The sequence below is a fragment of the Streptomyces sp. NPDC048277 genome (assembly GCF_040652235.1).
Classification (GTDB): Bacteria; Actinomycetota; Actinomycetes; order Streptomycetales; family Streptomycetaceae; genus Streptomyces.
In genome coordinates this window covers 36,338-61,485 of record NZ_JBEZLQ010000024.1, presented here as the reverse complement: position 1 = coordinate 61,485, position 25,148 = coordinate 36,338, and the positions used below count along the sequence as shown (strand labels likewise).

Below are 25,148 nucleotides of genomic sequence, written 5' to 3'. Positions count from 1 at the left end.
GGGGGCTGGGGGGCATGGACATCCGTCACCGTTCCACCGCGCCGACGGGCCTGCGCGCCGTCCGGAAGCTTCTCCTGCGCCTCCGGACCTGGCTGTCGGCCAGGCTCTGGGCGCTGCGCGCCACCCGGGCCCGGCGCCGCCTGCGGACCGCCGTTCCGGGAGCACGGCGGATCACCTTCGGACCGGCGCGGCTGTACGGCCGTACGGTCGCCGCCTACACCGCCGCGGACGCCGCCGAAGCCGATCTCGAACGGGTCTGCACCCTGCTGGAAGGGCTGCGCGTCCCGTACTTCCTGGTCCCCTCCGGCCACGGGTACGGCGCGCCGCGGCAGGTCGTCGGCGTCGAGGAGACGTACCGCGAGGCGATCCTCGCCCGGGCCGCCCAGCGCTTCGCCGGCACCGCCGGCTACGTGGGCGCCGTCGGCCCGGACGGCGCCGTGACGACCCCGGTGCTGTGGGCCGACGGCAGGCTGCCGCGGGCGTTGCGGCGGGCCGCCGTACTCCGCACCGGCGTGGTACGCCTCGGCCCGGCAGGCCAGGTGCTCAGCGGCCTGGAGGCGGGGTGCGACATCGAGTTCTGGCGCTACGGCCGGGACCTCGGCGCCGCCGCCGCGGACCCGGGTCCGGGGACCGACCCCGCCTGGCTCACCGTGCCCGGCAGCCGGCTGCCGGACGTCTTCGGCCCGGCGCTCGTCGCCCCGCGCCGCAACCCCGTGACGGAGGTGCTCCCGGCGGCGGCGCGGCAACCGGCCGCGGTCGCGGGCCGCCACCGCACCGTCCCGACGTTCGCCCCGTTCGCCGAGCCGGGCATCGACGAGGTGCTGTTTCCCGTCGACGTCGTGTACACCTGGGTGGACGGCGACGACCCGGCGATGGCGGCGAAGCGCCGCGCCCACCAGGAACTCCGGGCCGACGGCAACGTCGACGGCACTGGCACTGGCACTGGCACTGGCACTGGCACCGGCAACGTCATCGCTTCGCGTGAGACCGGCGCGTCCCGCTACACCAGCCATGACGAACTGAGGTACGCGCTGCGCTCGCTGGAGATGTACGCCGGGTTCGTCCGGCACGTCTACCTGGTGACCGACTCCCAGATCCCGTCCTGGCTGGACCCGCGCACGGAGGGTCTGACGGTGATCGACCACCGGGACATCCTCCCGCCCGACGCGCTCCCGGTCTTCAACTCGCACGCGATCGAAAGCCGTCTGCACCACATCCCGGGCCTCTCCGAGCACTACCTCTACTTCAACGACGACGTCTTCATCAACCGCCCGGTGGGCCCCGAGCACTTCTTCCACGGCAACGGCATCGCCCGTATCCCGCTGTCCCCCCTGAAGCTCGGCGCGGGCGCCCCGCACCCGCTCGAACCGGCCCCGAACTCGGCCGGCAAGAACGCCCGCGAGGTGATCAGGCGCTTCCACGGCAGACACATCACGCACAAGTCCCTGCACACCCCGCATCCCCAACTGCTGTCGGTGATGCGGGAGATGGAGGGCATGGGAATCGAGGAACTGGAACGGACCGCCTACTCCCGCTTCCGTTCCACCGCCGACGTCGCTCCGGCGGCCACGCTCCACCACCACTGGGCGATGGCGACGGGCCGGGCCGTTCCCGCCGACTACCGCTTCCGCTACGTCCAGCTGGGCACACCGGACATGCGACGCCGCCTGGCCCGCCTGGCGGCAGGCGAGGACGTCGACTTCTTCTGCCTCAACGACGTGGACACGCCCCCGGAGGCGAGACCGGCGGCCCGGACCGCGATCCACACGTTCCTGGACCGCAAGTACCCGTTCCCCAGCCGCTACGAAGGAGCCCCCCGCACCGCCACCCGCCCGATCGCACCCCTCACGACGGGAATCCCCTCCCAGCCGACCCGGGAAGGGGCACAGCGCCGCGACTGACGCGTCAGCTCAGCGACACGTCAGCCCAGTGACGCGCTCACCGCACGCAGTTCGTCCAGGGCCGCCAGGACGTGCCCGACGAGTTCGTCCTTGGTGTCGGGGTCGCCCTCGGACCAGTCGGCGTATCCCCGTTTGAAGGCGAGGAGGCCCAGTTCGCCCGCGAGCGCCGCGGTCGGATCGGGCACGCCGCGGGCGACGAGGGCGGAGGTCATCGCCGCCGCGAGGCTGACGCTCTTGAGCGTGTCACGCTCCTGGAGCTCGGTACTGGCGGCGACGGCCGCCTTCAGGCGGGGGGCGAGCTCGCGGTTCATGGGGCCCATCGCGCCGGAGGCGCGTTCGAGACCGGCGGCGACCGCCTCCAGCGGGCTGGCGTCACCGGGTGCCTCGGCGATCCCCTCGGTCAGCAGCCGGCTCAATGTCTCCTGCCCGGCCACCAGCAGCTCGCGCTTGTCGGGGAAGTGCCGGAAGAAGGTGCTCTTGGTGACCCCGGCGCGCTCGGCGATCTGCGCGACCGTCGTGGCGTCGTACCCCTGCTCGGTGAACAGGTCGACGGCAGCCATGACCATGCGTTCACGCGCACCCGGTTCCCATCGACCCATGGCGCCATCCTATGCGATGGGACAAGAGTCCCGTCACTCGCTATAGTGATGGGACAAGAGTCCCATCGTTTGCGGGAGTGTTTCCATGCGCGTTTTCGTCACCGGTGGCACCGGTCTGGTCGGGTCCGCCGTCGTCGCCGAGCTCCTCGGCAACGGCCACACCGTCCTCACGCTCGCCCGCTCCGACACGTCGGCGCAGGCGGCCGAGGCGGCCGGCGCCGAGCCGCTGAGGGGAGCCCTCGCCGATCTGGACGTCCTCCGCGCGGGTGTCGCCCGGGCCGACGGGGTGATCCACCTGGCGTTCGGTCACGACTTCAGCAGCGCCGAGGCCGTCGCGAAGTCGGTCGCCGAGGAAGGTGCCGCCCTCGGGGCCCTCGGCGAGCAACTCGTCGGCAGCGGCCGCCCCTTCGTCACCGTCTCGGGCACGCCCTGGGTACCGGGCCGCGCCTCCACCGAGGCCGACCCGGTACCGACCGACGGGCCGGTCGGCGGTCGCGGCCGCTCGGTCACCGCGGTCCTGGGGCTGGCCTCGCGCGGGGTGCGCAGTACGGCGATACGCCTGCCGCGCACGGTGCACAACCAGGGCGCGGGCGGGTTCGCGGGTGTGCTGACCGACATCGCACGCCGCACCGGAGTGTCCGGCTACCCGGGCGACGGCGCACAGCGCTGGCCGGCCGTGCACGCGCTCGACGCGGCCGTCCTCTTCCGGCTCGCCCTGGAGCAGGCGGAAGCCGGTACCTGCTGGCACGCCGTGGCCGACGAGGGCGACCAGGTGCGTGACATCGCCGCGGTCATCGGCCGGCGGCTGGACCTGCCGGTCGAGTCGGTGCCGACGGAGACCTACGGCCCCCTCGGCCCCATCTTCGCGGCCGACCAGCCCTCGTCCAGCACCCACACCCGGCAGACGCTCGGCTGGGAGCCGAAGCACCCCGGCCTTCTGGAGGACCTGGAGAACATCCAGCCCTGACCGCCGCGAGAAGACCGCGCACGCCGGACCGAGCCGTGACCACGGCGCGACGAGGGCTCCGGCCGGTTCTCGGTCGGAGCCCTCGTCGTGCTCGTGCCGGCTGAGTGCCGATGGCCCGTCCGGCCCGTCCCTGACCCGTTCCTGACCTGTTCCTGACCTGAAGGGGACGGGAACGCGTGGCGGCTAGGCCGCCTCGGGTCGCGTCGTACGCATGCCCCAGGCCGGCTCCTGCACCTCCTCGGGCAGGAAGGCCTCGTCGTCCCCGAAGTCCGGGGCCTGGAAGGGGTTTGTCGTCGGGCGCGGCGATGCCGGACCGGCGCCGTGGGGCTGTCCTTCCAGGGCGGAGAACAGCGATGTCAGTTCGATGAGAGGTCTCGCTTTCGTTGCAGGTCCCGGAAGGGGCCTGGCGTGCCGTGACCGGGCACAGCGGTCCTAGAGCTTGGTCATCTTGGCGTACGGGCTCAGGATCCGCATCTGCTCCGAGCCGAAATCCACGAGTGCCGCGATTCCGTCCTCGATGCCGATCACCCGGCCGAGGCCGTACACGTCATGGGTGACCTGGTCACCCACGGCGAAGTGCTTGGGATCCGGGGTGACAGCGGCCTTGAAGGGGCTGGTGGGCAAATGACGCTTCGGTGCAGCAGGCTTTGTCATCGTCCCCAGTATGCGCCTACGGACCGCTCCGTTGGCAGCCTCGCCGATGGTCGGACTCCGCTCCCGCGGGAACCCGAACCCGCCGACCGGACGGCATGCGGCCGGGCGGAGCGGGGCGGAGCCGGGCGGTTCGGCTTCGTAGGATGTCGAATGCCCCGTACCCTTCGGGGACCACGGCGTCAGATAGCGGGCGCCAAACACTGGAGGCAATACCTCGTGCTGATTGCTCAGCGTCCGTCATTGACCGAAGAGGTCGTCGACGAGTTCCGCTCCCGGTTCGTGATCGAGCCGCTGGAGCCGGGCTTCGGCTACACCCTCGGCAACTCCCTCCGTCGTACTCTCCTGTCCTCGATTCCCGGAGCGGCTGTCACGTCGATCCGGATCGACGGCGTGCTGCACGAGTTCACCACCGTGCCGGGCGTCAAGGAGGACGTCACCGACCTGATCCTGAACATCAAGCAGCTGGTCGTCTCCTCGGAGCACGACGAGCCTGTGGTGATGTACCTGCGCAAGCAGGGTCCGGGTCTGGTCACCGCCGCCGACATCGCGCCTCCGGCCGGTGTCGAGGTGCACAACCCCGACCTGGTGCTGGCCACGCTGAACGGCAAGGGCAAGCTGGAGATGGAGCTGACGGTCGAGCGTGGCCGCGGTTATGTCTCCGCCGTGCAGAACAAGCAGGTGGGCCAGGAGATCGGCCGCGTCCCGGTCGACTCGATCTACTCGCCGGTGCTCAAGGTCACGTACAAGGTCGAGGCGACCCGTGTCGAGCAGCGCACCGACTTCGACAAGCTGATCGTCGACGTCGAGACCAAGCAGGCGATGCGTCCCCGTGACGCCATGGCCTCCGCCGGTAAGACGCTGGTCGAGCTGTTCGGTCTCGCCCGCGAGCTGAACATCGACGCCGAGGGCATCGACATGGGCCCGTCCCCCACGGACGCCGCCCTCGCCGCGGACCTGGCGCTGCCGATCGAGGAGCTGGAGCTCACGGTCCGCTCCTACAACTGCCTCAAGCGTGAGGGCGTCCACTCGGTGGGCGAGCTGCTGGCGCGCTCCGAGGCGGACCTGCTGGACATCCGCAACTTCGGTGCGAAGTCCATCGACGAGGTCAAGGCGAAGCTGGCCGGCATGGGCCTGGCCCTCAAGGACAGCCCGCCCGGATTCGACCCGACCGCCGCCGCCTTCGACGCGGACGACAACGGGAGCAACGGTTTCATGGAGACCGAGCAGTACTGAGGGCTGCGACGGGGCGGGTGACCCCGTCCTGACCTTCGCGCACGCCGCTGGGAAGGGCGCGCCGAGCCGACTCCGGCTGGGCGCGCCCTTTCGCGCTGTCCGCTCGGGCAACTCCATGGGCGCTGTGTCTGAGCTGTTTGGCAGTGCGTCCCTCGTCCTTTCGGGTGGTGGGTCTGGCGAGTGGGCATCCGGCGGGGACGGCACCGGTCGACGATCGACGAACTGGCCGATGGGATCGCAGGAGGAGCCTGCGACCGCTGCGTGAGGGTAGGTCGTTGTGATCGACAGGCGGGACGTGCTGCGGGCAGGTGTGCTGGGCGGCGTCGGCGGGGCGCTGGGGCTGCAGGCACCGGTGAGTGCGGCTGAGGCTGCGGCGGCCGAGGCGACGGGGCCGGTCGACGCCCGGGACTGGAAGCGGTTGGCCGACGCGCTGTCGCCCGGGGCCAGCCTCTACCGGCCGTACAGTTCTGAATACCTGTCGCTGTCCTTGCCGTTCAACCACAGGTACGCCGGGATCCAGCCCGCCGGCATCGTCACCTGCGCGACCACCGACGACGTGTCCGAGGCGATCCGCTGGGCTCGCGGGGTGGGGCTGCCCGCCGTACCGCGCACCGGGCTGGGACACAACTACGCCGGGTATTCGACCACCACGGGCCTGCTGCTGAACATGGCCCGCATGAAGAGCATCGTCTCCACTCCGGCGAAGGGCGGTGCCCACTCCCGGGTCTACGGGCCGATGAAGGTCGTGCACGACGCCGGCACCGTCACCGTGGGGGCCGGGGTCACCAACGGCGACCTGCATCCGCTGCTGGAGGACCAGGGCATGTTCGTGCCGACCGGCCGCTGCCCCAGCGTCGGGGTCGCGGGGCTGGTGCTCGGCGGCGGTATCGGCTTCAGCGACAAGATGTTCGGCCTGACCTGCGACCGGCTCGTCGCCACGACCGTCGTGCTCGCCGACGGACACACGGTCGAGGCCACCGAGGACACGCACCCGGACCTGTTCTGGGCCTGCCGCGGCGGAGCCGGCAACAACTTCGGCGTCAACACCTCGTTTACCTTCCAGTACGAGCAGTTCCAGGGCACCGTGGGCTTCTACCAGCTCCGCTGGAGCCTGGACTCCGTCCTGCCCGTGATCGCCACCGCGCAGCACATCGCCCAGGAGACCGAGGGCGACCGGCGGTTCCACATGCGTCTGGGGATCGGCACCAACGGGACGACCAGGGCGCAGATCCACGCGAACGCCAACGTCAACGCCATCGGCCAGTTCTACGGCACGGTCCAGGAACTGCGTGCCATCCTCGACCCGCTGCTCAAGATCGGCACGGCCGAGGAACGCGCCCGCAACAGCGCGTCCGTTCGTCAGGTCACGCCCGGTGAGGCGAGCGTGCTGCTGAGCGCCACCACACCGATCGAACGCTTCGGCACCAAATCGGCGATCCTGGACTCCCGCACGCTCCTGACCGATCAGCAGGTCGGCGCGGCAGCAGAGCGCCTGCTGGAGTGGCCCGGCAGCAACAACGAGGACGGGGCCGGGTTCGCGATGTTCGCCCTCGGCGGTGAGATCAACCAGGTACCGCCGGACGCGACCGCGTTCGTCCACCGGAACGATCTCTTCGTCTTCGCCGCCGAGACCTCGTGGACGGACTACGACCTCCCCAGCGTCGCCGAGGCCAACCTCCACTGGCTCCAGCAGTTCTACGACGACATCTTCTCCGGCAAGGCGCCCGAAGGCGCGTACCAGAACTTCCCCGACCCGACACTGCGGGACTGGCGGCAGGCCTACTACGGCGCGAACTACCCCCGTCTGGTCGACGTGAAGCGGACGTACGACCCGACCGGCTTCTTCGACTACGCCCAGGCGATCGGCACGCGCTGAGAACCACAACGAAGGGCCTGGCGCCCGCTCATGTCCTGCGCCAGGCGCCGAGCAGTTCCCCGGGGCCGTACGCCGCCTGGAGTCCGGAACAGGCGACCCCGCCGCGGGAGACCGCCACGAGCGGTACCGGTTCGTCGGTGATCGCTGCCCGGTGCCTGTGCAGCGCTGCCAGGTCGTGGCTGTCGAACGCGGAGTTCTCCAGCCACTTGACCGAGCCGAGGAAGAGCAACCGCCTGGCCACCGGTTGCCGGTCGGCGCCCACCAGGTCGATCTCGACGTCGTTGCCGCGGGTCCAGTACCCGCCGATCGCCGGAGCGGCGGGCAGGACCTCGTCCGGCAGAAGACGGGCGAGGGATTCCCGGACGAGCGGCTCGATCGCACGCCCCCGCCAGCTCGTCCACCGCTCCTGGACGCGGCTCAGCGTGAGATCTCCCCGCATCCGCTCGATCTCCGCCATGTGCGGATCCAGAAACGCGAGCCAGAACCGCAGGTAGGGGTCCGCCACCCGGTAGCGGCGTTCCTTCGACGGTCTCAGTGAGAGAGGCAGTTCGGCGGCCACGACCCTTTTCCCGGTCAGGACGTCGGTGGCCCGGGTGAGAGTGGTGTGGGCGATGCCGCCGGCCGCGCGCGCGATGTTGGTGAAGGTCCGCTCCCCTGACCCGATGGCCCGCAGCACCTCCCTGCTCATCGCCTGGGGCGGGAACTCCGCGGCGAGCGACCGCTCTGCCGACACCAGCAGCGCCGAGATCGGATTGTCCAGCGAGTCGCGGAGGAATTCCCAGAGGTCCGCTCCGGCCCGCCACTCGGCGCAGATCAGCGGGAGACCCCCCGTGATCAGCGCGGCGTCGAACGCGGCGGCCGGAGAGAGACCGAGCATCTCGCCGATGTCGGCCGGGTTCAGGGGCCCGACGATCATTTCCCGCCCCCGCTGGTGAAAGGGACGGTCGTAGCTGTTCAGCGCCTCCATCATCGACAGGTCGGACCCGACCAGGAGGAGAAGTACCGGCTTTCGGCTCAGCAGCCGGTCCCATGCCCGCTGGAGCATGCCCTCGAAGGCGTCGATGCGGTCCATGAGATACGGAACCTCGTCGATGACCACCACGCTCGGGCGGTCGTCGGGAAGGATCTCCGCGAGCAGCCTGAACGCCGCGTTCCACTGCCCCGGGGTCTCCTCCGAGAACAGTCCCCGCTCCGGCAGGGTGGATCTGGCGACGGCGTCGAGCAGCTCCGTCAGTTCGTCCTCCGCCGTGCCGCCCGCAGCGGTGAAGAACAGGTACGGCGTCCCGGTGCGCCGCAGGAACTCCTCGACGAGGCTGGACTTGCCGACCCGCCGCCTTCCTCGCATGAGGACGCACTGCCCCGGTGTCGCCGCCCCGACGGCATCGCGGACGCCCCGCAAGGCATTGCCGAGCACGCTCAGCTCGTGATCCCGCCCGATGAAGCGACGCACGACAAGCCTCCCGAGGGCAACAGTATCGCCAAAGATACTATCGCCCTCGCTACTATCCCTCCAGTGGGATATGGGGGCTCCGGTTTCGATTGGCTCGACAGGCGCCGCTGCGCCGAGAGGGAATGCCAAGGCGGGTCAATCAGCCTGAGGGTTCGGGGCGGGACGGGGGTGTTCTGGCCTGGGGTGGAGTAGGCCATTGGACGGAGGGTGGACGGCGTCGTACGGCGACGAATGAGACCAGAACTGAGACCAGGGCGCCGGTCATACTCGCTTGACGACGATCGATTCCGGAACCAGCTTCTCCAGGTCGTCCACGTCCGATGTGAAGATGGTGACCTGCCCTTTCTGCTGTCGGGCGATGATGGCGAGCACCGCGTCGATCGCGTACTTGTGGCCGTGAAGCTTGGCGTCGGACAGGAGTCGGCGGGCCTGGCGGGCCTCGTCCTTCCCGATGTCGGCGACTTTGAGCCGGGAGAGCACCCAGTCCCAGCGCTGCTCGGTGGTTCTGCCGTCGTACGCCTCCACCAGCGTCATGGGCGACGTGACCACTTCGGCTTCGCCCCGTGCTGCGAGATCGAGCCAGGCGATCATCTTGCGGTCGCCACGCACAGCGAGGGACAGGGCTTCGCAGTCGAGTACGAAGGTGCGCAGTGGCCGCTGCCCGTGCTCACTGGCTCGCTTGGTCACGCGGCCTCTCCGGCGTTGTGTCCTCCGGCGGTCAGGCGACGCTCGTGCTCGGCGTCGAGATCTTCCAGCTCCGAGAGCGCTGCCGCGCGCTCGTCCTCGGTGACCGCGCCGTGTTCCGTCTGCAGCCAGTCGACCAGTTCCAGCAGCCGGTCCCGATCGCGCTTGAATCGCAGGGCTTCGGCGACGTACGCCGAAAGTCCCCGCTCAGCCGCCTCGGCGCGGATCTCGTCCAGGAGATCTTCGGGGATCGTCACCGTTACTTTCTTGGTTGCCATACAAGTCACCATACTCTTGGTGTGAATGCCCCTACTAGATTGCCGTGACCTGTAGGGCAAGGAGGCTGATGGCCGATCCGTACCGCTTCACTCGGCCACCGCGTGCCGTTCACTCTCATCAGCGCATGCTGCGTCGGATGAGGCAGGTCGATCGAGCCAAAGGTTCCGCAGCTGCTCGGTGGACAGTTGGTCTGTCCACATGTACCCGGGGAATGATGTTCGGTTGGCGAGCACCTCACGCTCTCGGAGGCGAAGGAAGCGGCGGCACGGGATGCCACTGAAGCCGACGACGTCCGTGATGAGGTCATCCGGGCTGCCAATGCCGCCGGCTGGGCGGTGGAGCGGTCCGATCCGGCCGAGCGTACGAGACGGGATCCGGCTGCGGAGGATACGAGATTCGAACTCGTGAGGGGTTGCCCCCAACACGCTTTCCAAATGTTCGTCTGGGGGTACAGGGGTGTGCGGGAGCGTTCTGACCTGCGGTGCGACTGTGGCGGGTAGGGCTCCTGAACGCTGCTGTACGGAGGTGAATGCAACCAGAACTGCAACCAGCGCCCGTCTATTTGCCGCTCTCCGGGCCGTACCACTGGAGAGCCTGACCGGTCACCGCCGCGATGCAGGCGAAGTCGTGGTCGCGGTGCAGGAGGGTGAGCCCTTGCAACTCGGCCGTCGCGGCGACGACGAGATCCACCGCACCCGCACTGCGATGCTTTCCCTGTTTGGTGAGAGCTTCTTGGACCTGCCAGGCGCGGTCGTAGGCGCGGTCGTCGACGGGAACCCAACCGAAGACCAGTCGCATGTCCTCGATGCCACGCGCCCTGTCGGCGGCCGACCGGGCGCTGTAGAAGAACTCAAGCTCGGTGATCGGGCAGGTGGCGATGAGCCCGGCGGCTGCCGCCTGGTCCCAGCCGTACTGCTCCGCGTCCTCGCGCATGAACCGAGCGAGCGCGCTGGTGTCGATCAGGAACTGAGCCGCGTTCACCGGCGGTAGTTCCCCTTGTTCTCGAACAGCTCCAGATCGAATGCGCCGTCCCCGGCCGAGGCCCGCAGCCGGGCGAGAGCCAGGGCGCGACGCCTACTCTCCAGCACCTCGCGAAGAGCGGTGTTGACCGTCTCCTTCTTGGTGCTCGTCCCGAGGGCCTTCGCCACGTCCGCGACCAGGTCGTCGTCCAGGTCGATAACCGTCCGACTCATTTAGCGCCTCCCTGATATCAAATATGGGGGCAAGTATATCTCGTGAGGCGCTCGCAGGGTGACGCACCCGGGCATCCAGCCTTGGCCGCCGAGTCCTACGCGGGCATCACGCCATGGATGCGGGAGAGAGTGAAAACGCGTTCCGCTTCACGCAGGTGGCACCAGGCGTCGAGGTACGGCGGGTCGAGTTCCAGGTTGCTGAGGGTGCGTACGGTCCGGTTGCCCGACGTGGCGATGTACTCGACCGTGACGGCCGCACCCGTGTCGATGGCATGGGCGACCTGGCGTACGTCGCTGTACGACAGGTGCTTCGCGTATCCGGCGACGATCTCCTCTGTGTCCGTCGCGAACGGCACCCCACTGCCGAACGGATCGGGTTCCGGTGAGTGCGGCGGGGCCTTGAGCAGCCGGTCGGCCAGGGCACCCATCCCGGCGTCGGAGGGCAGGCCCGAGGCGCGGGCAGCGGTGGTCCCGGGGCCGCGCCGCCCGACGTTCCTTCGCGGGGGCGGGACGGCAGCCGCAGCCCTCTGGGCCAGGCGCTTCTCGATGCGTACCGTTCCCCCGGCGGTTTCGGCGACCGGGGCGTAGCCCGCGGCGCGGAGTGTGGCCAGAACCGTCGCGGGTGGGCTGCCGCTGACCAGGACCGTCGGGGCGAGCTGCCGCAGGGCGAGCTTCGACAGGGCGCGGTGGGCGGCGAGCTCGGCCAGGAGTGCGGGTTCGTCGCCGTGGATGACACAGGCCGCGGGGGCGATGCGCACCCGTCCGTGGCCTCGTGCGGTGGCGGCGATGAGATAGGTCAGCGGCTGCGGCAGGACCGTGGCGGAACCGGCTGCCAGGTCGGCTGTGATGTCGTCCAAGGTACGGCCGGCGTCCAGGGCCCGGCGGATACTGCTGCCGCTGAAGCGCCATACGGACGCCGTGCCACTGGTCTCCCGGTCGGCCACCGAATCCAGCAGCGCCGCGAGTCGCGCGGACGGGGTGCCGGTGACGACGGCGGTGAGGTCGGCGCCGATCCGGGCCGTCGTGGTCGCCGGGGGCAGCAGCCGTCGGGCCGTGCTGTTGAGCTCTTCGTCGGCGTGGGCCGCCAGGTGGGCACCGAGCGGGGACAGCGCACCCCGTGCCAGCACGCCCAGCAGTTCGCCTTCGCGGATCACGGTGCTGAACGGTGCTGTGTCCTGGGTCGAGGCGTCGTCGGCTAGCGGACGGTGCCAGGCCACGAGCGGCCCCAGCTCCGAAGCGACCTTCACGCCCTGTCCGGCCGGAAGCCCCGCCGCCGCGGTGAGCAGCCCGCGGCGGGCCTGTAGACAGCCGCCGCAGTCAGGGGCACCGGCGAGTGCGGGAAGCGCCTTGCCGTCCTCGTCGCGCGACTGGGAGGGAGTGAGCGGCAGGTCCTGCCACGCCCGGAGCAGTACGGCGAATTGTTCCGCGGGCTCCTGCTCGGCCCAGGCGTCGTACGCCTCGGTGGGCGGTACGCGATCGCCGTCGCGGGCCAAGAGCCCGGCGGCGTACGCGGTCTCCAGGACGATGCGTACGACGGTGTCGTCCGCCTGGGCTGCCTTACCGAGCCGAGCCAGCTCACGAGCGCCGACCCCGCCCGACTTCAGCCGGGTCGGTGGAGCGGCCGCGCACGCCGAGAGGACGGAGGCGGCATGGGCCGCGAACGCGGTGGCGGCCACCGCGGCCTCCCGCTCCACCTCCGAGGAGCTGACGGGCGCCAACTGTGGGACAGGCGGCAGGGGCTCGAACGGGCCGTGCCAATCGGGGCCCCGCAGAGCCAGGGCGACCTCGACCGCCATCCGGACGGGCCCGTACCGGTGACGGTCCTGGAGCAGAAGCCCGCGGTCGAGTGCCCATCGGGCGCCTGGCTGGAGGTCGGGGCCAGGAGCCCCGAACACGACGCACAGTGACTGACGAGGCGTGGACCTGGCGCTCTGCTCAAGCAACTTCCGTGTGGCCGCCGGTGCTCCCGCCACCAGAGCGGCGACCCGTTCCGCGTCACTGTGATGCTCCACCAGAGCCGCCAGCCGCTGCTGTTTGGTGCCGGGTGGCTTGATACCCAGGACCGCCAGCATGCCGCGCAGTTCCTCCGAGGTGGTGCCGGCCAGCAGCTCTTCCAGCGGGGCATCAAGTCCCAGGGGCGTACTCCACGCCTGTCGCAAGGGCGTGGGCATGCGGAGTGCCTCGCTGCCGTCGTGCCACACGAGTGCCCGGTCCGACAGCGCCTCCAGGGTCGCGTCCAGCGCGTGTACCGCCGCAGGGGACGTCGAGCCGAGCAGTTCCGCGAGGCTGTCCCGGGTCGCTTGTGCTCCCAGGGCCGCCAGCGCCTCGGCGGCCTGCAGGCACGGCAGCGTGAGTTGCGGCAGGACGAGTGCCACGGACCCCGGACGCTGGAGACGGTCCGCCAGCTCCCCCAGCGAGCGAGGTTCCGGAGAGGAGGCCGCGTCCTTCCGCAGGGTGAGTACGCGTGCCAGGCGGCAACCGTCAAGTTCGCTCAGCCAGGTCGCAAGCGTCGATCGGGACTTCATGAGGGTGCACCTCGACAGCCAGGGAACGTCACAGGCGGGCCGGAGCCACTTCGGCGCCAAGGACAAGGATGGCTCAGTTCCAAGATCCGCGGATGCCGTACGAAGACAGAGTCCGGGGCCCCACCAGGGTCCCAGCCCGACGAGACGAGTTCGGCGGCAGTAGAAGATCCGACTTCCGGCTTTGTGAAATGTCCTTGATGGGCGTATATAAATGCAACCAAAAATGCAACCAGCGCACGCCGAAGATCCGAGCCGCAATCGCGGCTCGGATCTTCGTTTCGCCTGGTCAGGCAGGAGCGGAGGATACGAGATTCGAACTCGTGAGGGGTTGCCCCCAACACGCTTTCCAAGCGTGCGCCCTAGGCCTCTAGGCGAATCCTCCGGTGGGAACATTACATGACCCAGAGGAGTGCTCGCGAACTCGTTCCTACCCCCTGACGTCGGGTACTCTGTGCAGAGCCCCTCACGCGGCGCTATCTGACTGAACTCCCCCAGGGCCGGAAGGCAGCAAGGGTAGGTCGGCTCTGGCGGGTGCGTGGGGGGCGCTTGCGTTCTCCGGGCGGGCCGGGTTGTCAGTGGGCGCCTATAACCTCGTATGTGTGTCGTCTCTCGCGCTGTACCGCCGCTATCGCCCGGAGTCGTTCGCCGAGGTCATCGGGCAGGAGCATGTCACCGACCCGCTGCAGCAGGCGCTGCGGAACAACCGGGTCAATCACGCGTACCTGTTCAGCGGGCCGCGCGGGTGTGGCAAGACGACCAGCGCGCGGATTCTGGCCCGGTGCCTGAACTGCGAGCAGGGGCCCACGCCGACTCCGTGCGGGGAGTGCCAGTCCTGCCAGGACCTGGCGAGGAACGGGCCGGGGTCGATCGACGTCATCGAGATCGACGCGGCCTCTCACGGTGGTGTGGACGACGCCCGTGAGCTGCGCGAGAAGGCCTTCTTCGGGCCCGCCGGCAGTCGCTACAAGATCTACATCATCGACGAGGCCCACATGGTCACGTCGGCCGGTTTCAACGCGCTGCTCAAGGTCGTCGAGGAGCCGCCGGAGCACCTCAAGTTCATCTTCGCCACGACCGAGCCCGAGAAGGTCATCGGGACCATCCGGTCGCGGACCCATCACTATCCGTTCCGGCTGGTGCCGCCGGGCACGCTGCGGGACTACCTCGGCGAGGTGTGCGGCAAGGAGCAGATCCCCGTCGAGGACGGCGTGCTCCCGCTCGTCGTGCGTGCCGGTGCCGGGTCCGTGCGTGACTCCATGTCCGTCATGGACCAGCTGCTCGCCGGGGCGGGTGCGGACGGTGTGACGTACGCCATGGCCACCTCGCTGCTCGGGTACACCGACGGGTCGCTGCTCGACTCCGTGGTCGAAGCCTTTGCGACCGGGGACGGCGCCGCCGCCTTCGAGGTCGTCGACCGGATCATCGAGGGGGGCAACGACCCGCGCCGCTTCGTCGCCGACCTGCTGGAGCGGCTGCGGGACCTGGTGATCCTCGCCGCCGTGCCGGACGCGGCGGAGAAGGGGCTGTTCGACGCCCCCGCCGACGTTCTCGAACGCATGCAGGCCCAGGCCGGCACCTTCGGCGCCGCCGAGCTCAGCCGTGCCGCCGACCTCGTCAACGAGGGCCTCACGGAGATGCGCGGCGCCACCTCCCCGCGCCTCCAGCTGGAGCTGATCTGCGCGCGCGTGCTGCTGCCGGCCGCCTATGGCGACGAGCGGTCCATGATGGCCCGCCTCGACCGGCTGGAGCGGGGCGTCAACTTCTCGGGCGGGGGCGGTGCGCCCGCGATGGGGTACGTGCCCGGGCCCGAGGCCCACATGCCTCCCGCGGTTCCCGAGGGCGGCGGCCCGGCGGCGGCCCGGGCGGCCGTACGGGGGGGAGCGGCCCCAGCGCCCGCACCTGCGCCCGCACCGGCCCCGGCCCCGGCGCCCGTACCGGCACCGCAGCCGCAGCCGCAGCCGCAGCCGCAGGCTCAGCCTCCGGCTGCGGCCCCCGCGCCGACTCCCGCTCCGACGGCCCCTGCCCCCGCTGCCGCCGCCCCCGGCGCCTGGCCGACCGCGGCGCCCGCAGGCGGCGGCGCCCGTCGCCCCGGCGGCTGGCCCACGGCTACGGCCACGGGCGCACCGGCGGCCCAGCCCCAGCAGGCCCCGGCGCCTGTCCATGCCCCTGCGCCTGTCCACACCCCGGCCGCGGCGCCCCCGGCTGCCGCCGCCCCCGCCGGTGGTGTCGACCCCCGCATGCTCTGGCCGAACATCCTGGAAGCCGTCAAGAACCGCCGCCGCTTCACCTGGATCCTGCTCAGCCAGAACGCCCAGGTCGCCGGTTTCGACGGCACCACCCTCCAGCTCGGCTTCGTCAACGCCGGCGCCCGCGACAACTTCGCGAGCAGCGGCAGCGAGGACGTGCTGCGACAGGCGCTGTCCGAGCAGTTCAACGTGCAGTGGCGGATCGAGGCGGTCGTCGACCCGACGGGCGGCGGCGGTGCGGCCCCGGCCAACACCGGGTACGGCGGCGGCGCGCCCGGCGGCTACGGCGCGCCCGCCGCGTCCGGCTACGGCAGCCCCGCCCCGGCGGCCCCGGCCCGCCCGGCGGCGCCCCAGCCCGCGTCGGCGCCCCCTGCCCCCGCCCAGGGTCCCGCGCCGACAGCGGCCCCGACCCCTGCGGCCCCCCGGCCCGCGGCCCCCGAGCCGCCGCCGGTGGCCCCCGAGGACGACATCCCCGAGGAGGATGACCCCGACCTCGACGAGTCGGCCCTCTCCGGCCACGAACTGATCGTCAAGGAGCTGGGGGCGACGGTGGTGGAGGAAATCCAGAACGAGTGACGCGAGGTCGTTCGGGCCGAAGGGGGCCGACGGTGCGACCCCAGGGAGGGCGGTCACCCCGAGCGCGCCCCCACCCTTGGACGAACCTCCAGTCGGTCCGTCCGGCTACGCTGGCCCCCGTGAAGGTCCTCGTCATCGGCAGCGGCGCCCGCGAACACGCCCTGTGCCGCTCTCTGTCCCTCGATTCCGACGTCACCGCGCTGTACTGCGCCCCCGGCAACGCCGGCATCGCCGAGGTGGCCGAGCTGCGCCAGGTCGATGCCCTGGACGGCGGGGCCGTGGCCGCGCTCGCCGTGGAACTCGGCGCCGACCTCGTGGTCGTCGGCCCCGAGGCCCCGCTCGTCGCCGGGGTCTCCGACGCCGTACGCGCCGCCGGCATCCCGGTCTTCGGCCCCTCCGGGGAGGCCGCGCGGATCGAGGGGTCCAAGGCGTTCGCCAAGGACGTGATGGCGGGGGCCGGAGTGCCCACCGCCCGCTCGTACGTTTGCACAAGCGCCGACGAGGTCGCCGAGGCTCTCGACGCCTTCGGGGCACCGTACGTCGTCAAGGACGACGGGCTCGCGGCCGGCAAGGGCGTCGTCGTCACCGACGACCTCGACGCCGCCAAGGCGCACGCGGCCGCCTGCGACCGTGTCGTCATCGAGGAGTTCCTCGACGGCCCCGAGGTCTCCCTCTTCGCGATCACCGACGGCGAGACGGTCCTCCCGCTCCAGCCCGCCCAGGACTTCAAGCGCGCCCTGGACGGCGACGAGGGCCCGAACACCGGCGGCATGGGGGCCTACTCCCCGCTGCCCTGGGCCGACCCCAAGCTCGTCGAGGAGGTCCTGGAGACCGTTCTCCAGCCGACCGTCGACGAGATGCGGCGCCGCGGAACCCCGTTCTCCGGTCTTCTCTACGCCGGCCTCGCCATCACCTCGCGCGGCGTCCGGGTCATCGAGTTCAACGCCCGCTTCGGCGACCCCGAGACCCAGGTGGTCCTGGCCCGGCTGAAGACCCCGCTGGCCGGTGTCCTGCTCGCGGCCGCGAACGGCACCCTCGACGACCTGCCGGCGCTGCGCTGGCGCGACGACGCCGCGGTCACCGTGGTCGTCGCCTCCCACAACTACCCCGGCACCCCGCGCACCGGTGACCCCATCACCGGCCTCGACGCGGTGGCCGCCGAGGACGCCCCGCACGCCTACGTCCTGCACGCGGGGACGAAGCAGGACGGCGACGCGGTCGTCAGCGCGGGCGGTCGCGTCCTGTCCGTGACGGCGACCGGCAAGGACCTGACCCAGGCCCGCGAGCGGGCGTACACGGCGGTGGCGCGGATCGGTCTCGACGGCTCGCAGCACCGTACGGACATCGCCGCGAAGGCGGCGGCCGAGGCCTGAGCCGGCCCGAGCACCGGCAAAAACCTTTTCATCAGCCTTTCTTTCTGATCAGGCCCCGGACCCGAAATCCGGGGCCTGATCATTGCTGTCTGTCGATCACCTCTGACCAAGGCCATTCCATCGAGTGACCGATGCCCCATCCGGCTGACGGGGGCCGAGGCCCCAACTAGGGTGCGGCGCAGGCGTTCCGGCACTTGGCCCACCGGCATTGCGATGTCAGTCGTGGGTGCCACAGTGGGGGAGTGAGCAACAGCCAGGACAGCGCCAGGACAGCAGGGAGGGGGTGAGGTCCGGTCGTGACCGGAATCGGTGTGGAGGCAGGGGCACAGGCGGCCCGTGCCCGGGCCCTCGCCGTGCTGCGCATCCGCGGCCGGGCCCTGGCCGTGGCCCTGCTGCCCGCGGCGGCCACGGTGATCCTGCTGACCGGCGGTTCCACCGGCCACTTCGTCGGCCGCGGCTGGGACGCGGCCCGCTGGACGGTGGGCGTCCTCGCCGTGATCGTGCTGCTGGCAGCCGCCGGTATCGCCGTGGTCGTGGCCCGCGCCCGCCCGGCGGTGAGCCCCACGGTGCCGATCCCGGAGGAGTCCGCCCCGGACCTGTACCGGATGGTGCGTGACCTCGCCGAGCGGCTCGACGTTCCGGTGCCCTCCGCCATAGCGCTCACCCCGGACTGCGACAGCTGGCTGGAGGACCGCACCCACCCGGCCCACGGCCCGCCCGCGCCCAAGGTCCACGACGAACTCGCGGGCCCGCGCGCGCACCGCCGTACCCCGGCCGCGCCCGTCCTCGTCATCGGCTCGCCGTTCCTGTGGTGGATGCGCGTCGGCGAGCTCCGCGCGGTTCTCGCCCCGGTCGTCGCCGGTACGGGGCCCTCGGCGCACCCGGACATAGCGGCGGCCCGCCGTTTCGTCCGCGGTCTGGACGCGGCGGTGGCCGTCGCGGCGACGCCGGCCCGCTGTCCGGGTACTCGCGTGGTGTGCGCGGTCGTCGGGTGGGTGGCCCGGCTGCTGCTGCGCGGGTGCCGGGAGCACGCGGCCCTGATGGAGCGCGGGGTCGCCGCCGCGGCGGCCGAGCGTGCACAGGCTGTGGATTACGGACTGCGGATCGTCGCGCAGGAACAGGTCGGTCTGGCGTACGCGGGCTGGGACCGCCTCCTCACCCGAGTCGCGCTGCCCGCCTGGCGGATGGGCCGCTGGCCGTCCCGGCTGGACGCGGGCGTCGTCGCGGCGCTCACCGAACTGTCCCGGCGCGACCGGCTGGCCGAGGGCTTCGCCTCCCGGCTGGGCGAGCGGCCCGCCTGCGACCTGCTGGAGGAGCCGGGCGTGGTGGACGAGGCCGCCTCGCTGCTCGCCGCCCGCCTCTTCCACGGCGGCCCCGCCGAGCCGGGCCCGGACTGGTCGCCGGTGGACTGGCAGGAGTACCCGGACGAGGTCGTCGACCGCACCTGGCGCACCGACGCGGCCCGTCTGCACCGCGTGCTGGACTCCCTCGGCGTCCGCGCCACCCTGGACCCCTTCGCCCCCGACCCGGGCGGCCCCACCCTGGCCCGCGTCCTGGACCACCTGACCGACCCGACCGCCCAGCCCACCCACAGGGCCCACCTGCACGACGAGACCGGGTGCGGAGAGGATGGCCAAGGCACGGCTGGGCAGGACGAGAGCGGACCCGCCAAGACCGGGCGAGGCGAGAGCAGGCAAGGCACGGCCGGACACGATGAGACCGGGCAAGGCGCGGCCGGGTACGCCGAGAGCGGGCAGGGGACGGCTGGGCAGGGTGTGAGCGGACCCGGCGAGACCGGGCAAGGGGAGAGCAGGCAAGGCGCAACGGAGCGTGGCGCGGCCGGGCACGACGAGATCAGGTGCGACGAGAGCGGGCGGGGCGCGGCCGGGCAGGGCGCGAGCGGAACCGATCAGACCGGGCGAGGCAAGAGCGGACACGGCCAGACCGGGCAGGGCGCGACCGGACACGATACGACCGGGCAAGGCGCGACGGGGCAAGGCGTGGCCGGCCACGACGAGACCAGGTGCGACGAGAGCCGGCAGGGCGCGGCCGGGCAAGGCGAGAGCAGGCAAGGCGCGACGGGGCAAGACTCGCCCCGGCAAGACGCGACCGCGCACCACGACGGCACCGACGCCACCGGCACTTTTGCCTCCGACGGCAGCGACGCCTACGCCTCCGACGCCACCGGCACTTTTGCCTCCGACGGCAGCGACGCCTACGCCTCCGACGCCACCGGCACTTTTGCCGCCGACGCCGCCGACGCCGCCGACGCCACCGACGCCTACGCCACCGACGCCCCTGACGCCTCCGACACCGAGCCAAGCGTCGCGTACGACGACATGGCAGACGAGGCGTCCGGTACCGAGCGGAGCTCCGTCCTCGCCGCCGGGCTCACCGCCGCCCTCGCCCGGGAGGAAGCCGCCGTCGGCCCCCGCCCCGGTTCGCCCGCCCCCGCGGGCCAGGGGCCCGGCGGTGCCCTCTGGGACGACGGCGCGCTGCCCCTCTTCCCGCTCCAGCCCCCGCGTACCGCCCGCGAGCTCCTCGCCGACCACGTCACGGCGATGGTGTGCTGCGCGGCCGTGGACACCGCCGGTGCCACCCCCGGCCTGGACTGGCTGGACGGCCCGTCCCTGCTGGTCGACGGCGAGCGGGCCGCCGACCTGACGCCCAGAGTCCTCAGCCTCATCGAGGAGGGAGACCCGGCCCCGCTGCGGGCCTGGTTGGTCGCGTCCGGGATACGTCCCGAGAAGCCGGTACGGCTCGTCTGACCTGGGCATTCCGACGCTTTAGCGGAGCAAACTGTTCCACTTCAGGCAAATTAGCAACGAACCGTGACCGGACGCGTGCGTTATGTGATGTGCTGGGATCGTTCGCGGATGTGGCAAGCGCATCCGACATAAGACAAGCGCCACAGTCACGGCACGGAGCCGTATCAACCGAACGCCCATCGACTCGTAACAGCACACCTCACGGGGGCACGAGGGAGGGGAGCCAGCATGGCATCGGACCACATCCGCCGCTGGGAGTCGGGAGCACTCGCGCACGCCGTCACGGACCCCTTCGGCCTGGGTCCCGTCCCCTGGCTGCGCGGCAGCGAGACCTACTTCGACGACACCGGTCATGTCGTCCCGTGGTACGTGGACCCGACCAGGCCACAGCCCACCGGGGAGAACCCACGGATCCCGGCGCCCCGCAGCGCCGTCGGACCCCGCTCGGCGGACGACGTGCACCGCCAGATCAAAGGTTTCACCTCGACCGGCGCGGTCGCGCCCGGCGACGCCGTCGACTTCCACATCACCGTCGACCCGCCGCAGGAATTCAGCGTCGACATCTACCGCATCGGCCACTACGGCGGCGACGGCGCCGCCAAGATCAGCACCAGCCCCCGGCTGTCCGGCATCGTCCAGCCCCCGCCGCTGGCCGCCGACCGTACGGTCTCCTGCCACCACTGGTGGCTGTCCTGGCGGCTGCAGGTCCCGTCGTACTGGAGCATCGGCGCGTACGTCGCCGTACTCACCACCGCGGACGGCTACCGCTCCCACGTGCCCTTCACGATCCGCGACAACCACCCTGCCGATCTGCTGCTGCTCCTGCCGGACATCACCTGGCAGGCCTACAACCTCTACCCCGAGGACGGCCGCACCGGCGCCAGCCTCTACCACGCCTGGGACGAGAAGGGCCGGCTGCTCGGCGAGGCGGACGCGGCGACCACGGTCTCCTTCGACCGGCCGTACGCGGGCGCGGGCCTGCCCCTGCACGTCGGCCACGCCTACGACTTCATCCGCTGGGCCGAGCGCTACGGCTACGACCTCGCCTACGCCGACGCCCGCGACCTGCACGCCGGCCGCATCGACCCCACCCGCTACCGGGGCCTGGTCTTCCCCGGCCACGACGAGTACTGGTCCCCGCAGATGCGCCGGACCGTCGAGCTGGCCCGGGACAGCGGCACGAGCCTGGTCTTCCTCTCCGCCAACACCATGTACTGGCAGGTGGAGTTGGGTCCGTCGCCGTCCGGGGTCGCGGACCGGCTGCTGACCTGCCGAAAACGCAGGGGCCCCGGCAAACCCGTGCTCTGGCGCGAGATCGACCGGCCCGAACAGCAGACGGTCGGCATCCAGTACGCGGGCCGGGTGCCCGAGCCGTCCCCGCTGATCGTGCGCAACGCGGGGCACTGGCTCTGGGACGCCACCGGGGCCCTCGAGGGCGACGAGCTCCCGGGTCTGGTGGCCGGCGAGGCCGACCGCTACTTCCCGCGCACCGCGCTCCCCGAGCACGAGGAGCGCATCCTGCTCGCGCACTCCCCCTACACCGACAACGACGGCGTACTGCGCCACCAGGAGACCTCCCTCTACCGAGCCCCCTCGGGCGCCCTGGTCTTCGCCTCCGGGACCTTCGCCTGGTCCCCGGCCCTGGACCGCCCCGGCCATATCGACGCCCGTGTCCAGCGCGCCACCGCCAACCTCCTGGACCGGATCTGCAAACACGACTGATCCGCACAGGCGTCCGCGCGGCCCCCGTGTCCGTCCACAACCCGGCATACGGGAGAATCGAGGGCACCTGTACAGAACCACGGGGAGGAACCGTGTCCGGATTCGTCGAAAAGCCCGAGCCCGTGGAGGTGCCGGGTCTGGTGCATCTGCACACCGGCAAGGTGCGCGAGCTGTACCAGAACGCGGCCGGGGACCTCGTGATGGTCGCCAGCGACCGCATGTCCGCCTACGACTGGGTGCTGCCGACCGAGATCCCCGACAAGGGCCGGGTGCTGACCCAGCTCTCCCTCTGGTGGTTCGACAAGCTCACCGACCTGGTCCCCCACCACGTCATCAGCACCGAGCTGCCCGAGGGCGCCCCCGCCGACTGGGCGGGCCGCACCCTGATCTGCAAGTCCCTGAAGATGCTCCCGGTGGAGTGCGTGGCCCGCGGCTACCTCACCGGCTCCGGCCTCGCCGAGTACCAGGAGTCCCGGACGGTCTGCGGTCTCGCCCTTCCCGAGGGCCTGGTCGACGGCTCCGAGCTGCCCGGCCCGATCTTCACCCCGGCCACCAAGGCCGAGGTCGGCGAGCACGACGAGAACGTGTCGTACGAGGAGGTCGCCCGTCAGGTCGGCGCCGAGACGGCCGCCCAGCTCCGCCAGGCCACCCTCGCGGTGTACGGCCGGGCCCGGGACATCGCCCGGGACCGGGGGATCATCCTGGCCGACACGAAGTTCGAGTTCGGCTTCGAGAACGACACGCTCGTGCTCGCCGACGAGGTCCTCACCCCGGACTCGTCCCGCTTCTGGCCGGCCGACGAGTGGCAGCCGGGCCGCGCCCAGCCGTCGTTCGACAAGCAGTTCGTGCGCGACTGGCTGACCTCGGCCGAGTCCGGCTGGGACCGGAAGAGCGAGCAGCCCCCGCCGGCGCTGCCGGAGCGGGTGGTCGAGGCGACCCGTGCGAAGTACATCGAGGCGTACGAGCGGCTGACCGGCCAGGGCTGGAGCTGACGGTACGAAAAAGACCCCGGTCCAGTGGACCGGGGTCTCATCCCGAGCGGACGACGAGGCTCGAACTCGCGACCTCAACCTTGGCAAGGTTGCGCTCTACCAACTGAGCTACGTCCGCATGCGCCGTGGCGCGAGAGCAACTATACCCAACCTCGCTCCCGGGCGAGACGCACTGCCGTATGCCGGTTCTCCGCACCGAGCTTGGTGACGGCCGAGGAGAGGTAGTTCCGTACGGTCCCCGGCGACAGCGCGGCCCGCTCGGCGATCTCCGCGACCGGTGCCCCGTCGGCCGCCAGCTCCAGCACCTCGGCCTCCCGAGCGGTCAGCGGCGAGTCCCCGGCGGAGATCGCGTCGGCGGCCAACTCCGGGTCGATATAACGGTTTCCGGCGTGCACGGTCCGGATGATCTCGGCCAGCCGCTGCGCACTGACCGTCTTCGGGACGAACCCCCGCACACCCGCCGCGAGCGCCCGTTTGAGATGCCCGGGCCGTCCGTGACCGGTGACGATCAGCACCTGGCAGTCGGGCAGTTCGGCGCGTACGGATGTGGCGACCTTCACACCGTCCGCCCCCGGCATCTGCAGGTCCAGCACCGCCACATCGGGGCGGTGGGCCCGTGCCATGGCGAGCGCCTCCGGCCCGCTCGCCGCCTCCGCGACGACGACCAGATCGTCCTCCAGGCCGAGCAGCGCGGCCAGCGCACCCCGGATCAGATGCTCGTCGTCGGCGAGCAACAGCCGTACCGGAGACGTCATGACGTGACTCCACTCACACTCGTATCAGCCGTCGTACGACCGGGCAGCGGCACCGAGGCCACCACCCGGAACCCGTCCGCGCCCACCGGCCCGGCCTCCAGCGTCCCGTCCACCCCCGCCAGCCGCTCCCGCAGCCCGGCGAGCCCGGACCCCCCGCCCCCGACCCGTCCGCCGTTCGCCACGGACCCCCCGCCCCCGCCGCCCCCGCCGTTCCCCACGCCCCCGCCGCCCCCGCCGCCCCCGCCGTCCCCACCGTTCTCGCCGTGCGCACCGCCCCCGCCGTTCCCACGCACCGCGACCCCGTCGTTCTCCACCGTCAGCACCACAGACCCCTCGCGCATCCGCAGCCCCACCGCACACCGCCCCGCGTCCCCGTGCCGCAGCACATTGGTGGTCGCCTCCCGCACCACCCACCCGAGTGCCGACTGCACCTCGGCGGGCAGCCCGTCGGCGTCTCCGGTCACCTCGCAGGTGATCCCCGCCGCCGCCAACACCCCCTGCGCACCGGAGAGTTCGGCCCTCAGATCGGCGTCCCGATAGCCCCGTACGACATCCCGGACCTCCCGCTGCGACTCCTGCGCGATCCGCTGCACCTCGATCATCTGCTCGACGGCCTCGGGCCGTTCGCGCCGGGCCAGCTGGACCGCCAGTTCGCTCTTGAGGGCGATGACCGCGAGATTCCGGCCGAGCACGTCGTGCAGATCGCGCCCGAACCGCAGCCGTTCCTCGGCGACGGCGAGCCGGGCGCGGGTCTCGCGGGCCTCGTCGAGTTCGTAGACGGCGTTCAGCAGCCAGAGGGAGAAGATCGAGGTGAGGGCGAGGAACGCCCCGCCGAGGAACACCGCGAACCCGGTGACCAGCGCGGCCGGCCCGGGATAGCCGAGCGGGACGGAGACCAGCCCGGCCCCGCACGCGAACACGGCGACGAGCGAGAGCACGCGCTTGCGGTCGCCCACGGCGAGTGCCATGGTCCCGGCGCCGAAGGCGAGCACCCCGGTGAAGACGCTGCTGCCGGCGGCCTCCATGTCCGGGCCGGAGCCGTGCTTGCGCAGGACGAGGGCGACGACGGCGATGACGTATGTCGCCGCGACGAGCACCCACAGCAGCCGCACCGGCTGTTCCCGCCGGCCGCGCGTCCAGTCCAGCGCCCGGGAGGCGGTCAGCGCGCAGAGCAGGGCGTGGGCGACGACCATCGCCATCAGACAGCCCGCGATCCCCGGCCCGGCCTGCCCGAACACCGGCAGTCCGATCGCCGCGACCTCGACCATCGCGAAGAAGTGGAACGACCACCGTGTGTACGTCTCGACCTTGGCGGGAGTGGTCTTCCCCCGCCACCAGCCTCCGGCTCCGCCCAT

General features: G+C 71.5%; 19 protein-coding genes, 2 tRNA genes and 1 other RNA gene. 10 read left to right on the top strand and 12 right to left on the bottom strand.

Annotated features, from left to right (window positions below; translation table 11 throughout):
* The first annotated feature begins 14 nt into the window (after window positions 1-14).
* The gene (locus AB0D85_RS38660) at window positions 15-1,901 is read left to right on the top strand and encodes a stealth family protein (protein ID WP_362331137.1); all 1,887 of its coding nucleotides are present in this window, start codon (window positions 15-17) and stop codon (window positions 1,899-1,901) included.
* A gap of 20 nt (window positions 1,902-1,921) precedes the next feature.
* On the opposite strand, the gene AB0D85_RS38655 is transcribed toward AB0D85_RS38660, so the two are convergent.
* Window positions 1,922-2,500, bottom strand: a complete 579-nt coding sequence (locus AB0D85_RS38655) for a helix-turn-helix domain-containing protein (protein WP_362331133.1) — start codon at window positions 2,498-2,500, stop codon at window positions 1,922-1,924.
* A gap of 85 nt (window positions 2,501-2,585) precedes the next feature.
* On the opposite strand from AB0D85_RS38655, the gene AB0D85_RS38650 reads away from it, so the two are divergent.
* Window positions 2,586-3,467: an SDR family oxidoreductase gene (locus AB0D85_RS38650; protein ID WP_362331130.1), complete on the top strand. Its 882-nt coding sequence runs from the start codon at window positions 2,586-2,588 to the stop codon at window positions 3,465-3,467.
* A gap of 432 nt (window positions 3,468-3,899) precedes the next feature.
* On the opposite strand, the gene AB0D85_RS38645 is transcribed toward AB0D85_RS38650, so the two are convergent.
* On the bottom strand, window positions 3,900-4,121 hold the full coding sequence (locus tag AB0D85_RS38645) for a hypothetical protein (protein ID WP_362331127.1): 222 nt from the start codon (window positions 4,119-4,121) through the stop codon (window positions 3,900-3,902).
* Window positions 4,122-4,337: 216 nt separating this feature from the next.
* Here AB0D85_RS38645 and AB0D85_RS38640 point away from each other — a divergent pair, with 216 nt between their 5' ends.
* Entirely contained in the window at window positions 4,338-5,354 is a 1,017-nt protein-coding gene (locus AB0D85_RS38640) for a DNA-directed RNA polymerase subunit alpha (RefSeq protein WP_362331124.1), read from the top strand.
* Window positions 5,355-5,631: 277 nt separating this feature from the next.
* Entirely contained in the window at window positions 5,632-7,230 is a 1,599-nt protein-coding gene (locus tag AB0D85_RS38635) for an FAD-binding oxidoreductase (RefSeq protein ID WP_362331120.1), read from the top strand.
* A 28-nt stretch (window positions 7,231-7,258) separates the two neighbouring features.
* On the opposite strand, the gene AB0D85_RS38630 is transcribed toward AB0D85_RS38635, so the two are convergent.
* From AB0D85_RS38630 to AB0D85_RS38600, 7 genes are all read right to left on the bottom strand, one after another.
* Window positions 7,259-8,680: an ATP-binding protein gene (locus AB0D85_RS38630; RefSeq protein ID WP_362331117.1), complete on the bottom strand. Its 1,422-nt coding sequence runs from the start codon at window positions 8,678-8,680 to the stop codon at window positions 7,259-7,261.
* Window positions 8,681-8,941: 261 nt separating this feature from the next.
* Entirely contained in the window at window positions 8,942-9,367 is a 426-nt protein-coding gene (locus AB0D85_RS38625; protein ID WP_362331114.1) for a hypothetical protein, read from the bottom strand.
* On the bottom strand, window positions 9,364-9,642 hold the full coding sequence (locus AB0D85_RS38620) for a CopG family transcriptional regulator (RefSeq protein ID WP_362331111.1): 279 nt from the start codon (window positions 9,640-9,642) through the stop codon (window positions 9,364-9,366). The genes AB0D85_RS38625 and AB0D85_RS38620 overlap by 4 nt, the downstream gene beginning before the upstream one ends.
* Before the next feature lie 559 nt (window positions 9,643-10,201).
* A complete protein-coding gene (locus tag AB0D85_RS38615; protein WP_362331108.1) occupies window positions 10,202-10,624 on the bottom strand; it encodes a PIN domain nuclease in 423 nt (140 codons plus the stop codon).
* Window positions 10,621-10,836, bottom strand: a complete 216-nt coding sequence (locus AB0D85_RS38610) for a type II toxin-antitoxin system VapB family antitoxin (protein ID WP_307662469.1) — start codon at window positions 10,834-10,836, stop codon at window positions 10,621-10,623. Before AB0D85_RS38610 ends, AB0D85_RS38615 begins: the two co-directional genes overlap by 4 nt.
* A 95-nt stretch (window positions 10,837-10,931) precedes the next feature.
* Window positions 10,932-13,361: a helicase-associated domain-containing protein gene (locus AB0D85_RS38605; protein WP_362331104.1), complete on the bottom strand. Its 2,430-nt coding sequence runs from the start codon at window positions 13,359-13,361 to the stop codon at window positions 10,932-10,934.
* Window positions 13,362-13,658: 297 nt separating this feature from the next.
* Window positions 13,659-13,743 (bottom strand) — tRNA-Ser (locus tag AB0D85_RS38600).
* 72 nt (window positions 13,744-13,815) lie between these two features.
* Between AB0D85_RS38600 and ffs the strand changes: the two genes are divergently transcribed.
* From ffs to AB0D85_RS38570, 6 genes are all read left to right on the top strand, one after another.
* An RNA gene (gene ffs, locus AB0D85_RS38595) (signal recognition particle sRNA small type) lies at window positions 13,816-13,914 on the top strand.
* 46 nt (window positions 13,915-13,960) lie between these two features.
* On the top strand, window positions 13,961-16,183 hold the full coding sequence (locus AB0D85_RS38590; RefSeq protein WP_362331101.1) for a DNA polymerase III subunit gamma and tau: 2,223 nt from the start codon (window positions 13,961-13,963) through the stop codon (window positions 16,181-16,183).
* Between the two features lie 119 nt (window positions 16,184-16,302).
* The gene (gene purD, locus AB0D85_RS38585; protein ID WP_362331097.1) at window positions 16,303-17,556 is read left to right on the top strand and encodes a phosphoribosylamine--glycine ligase; all 1,254 of its coding nucleotides are present in this window, start codon (window positions 16,303-16,305) and stop codon (window positions 17,554-17,556) included.
* Between the two features lie 296 nt (window positions 17,557-17,852).
* Window positions 17,853-20,324 (top strand): hypothetical protein, encoded by a 2,472-nt coding sequence (locus AB0D85_RS38580; RefSeq protein WP_362331093.1) that lies wholly within the window; start codon window positions 17,853-17,855, stop codon window positions 20,322-20,324.
* 228 nt (window positions 20,325-20,552) lie between these two features.
* Window positions 20,553-22,046, top strand: coding sequence for a N,N-dimethylformamidase beta subunit family domain-containing protein (locus AB0D85_RS38575; protein ID WP_362331090.1), 1,494 nt, complete (start codon window positions 20,553-20,555; stop codon window positions 22,044-22,046).
* Window positions 22,047-22,138: 92 nt separating this feature from the next.
* The gene (locus tag AB0D85_RS38570) at window positions 22,139-23,038 is read left to right on the top strand and encodes a phosphoribosylaminoimidazolesuccinocarboxamide synthase (protein ID WP_362331087.1); all 900 of its coding nucleotides are present in this window, start codon (window positions 22,139-22,141) and stop codon (window positions 23,036-23,038) included.
* A 45-nt stretch (window positions 23,039-23,083) separates the two neighbouring features.
* On the opposite strand, the gene AB0D85_RS38565 is transcribed toward AB0D85_RS38570, so the two are convergent.
* The 3 genes from AB0D85_RS38565 to AB0D85_RS38555 form a co-directional block, all read right to left on the bottom strand.
* A tRNA-Gly gene (locus AB0D85_RS38565) sits at window positions 23,084-23,156 on the bottom strand.
* A 22-nt stretch (window positions 23,157-23,178) separates the two neighbouring features.
* Window positions 23,179-23,793: a response regulator transcription factor gene (locus AB0D85_RS38560; protein WP_362331084.1), complete on the bottom strand. Its 615-nt coding sequence runs from the start codon at window positions 23,791-23,793 to the stop codon at window positions 23,179-23,181.
* Complete coding sequence (locus AB0D85_RS38555; protein WP_362331080.1) at window positions 23,790-25,148, bottom strand: histidine kinase; 1,359 nt, start codon at window positions 25,146-25,148, stop codon at window positions 23,790-23,792. The genes AB0D85_RS38560 and AB0D85_RS38555 overlap by 4 nt, the downstream gene beginning before the upstream one ends.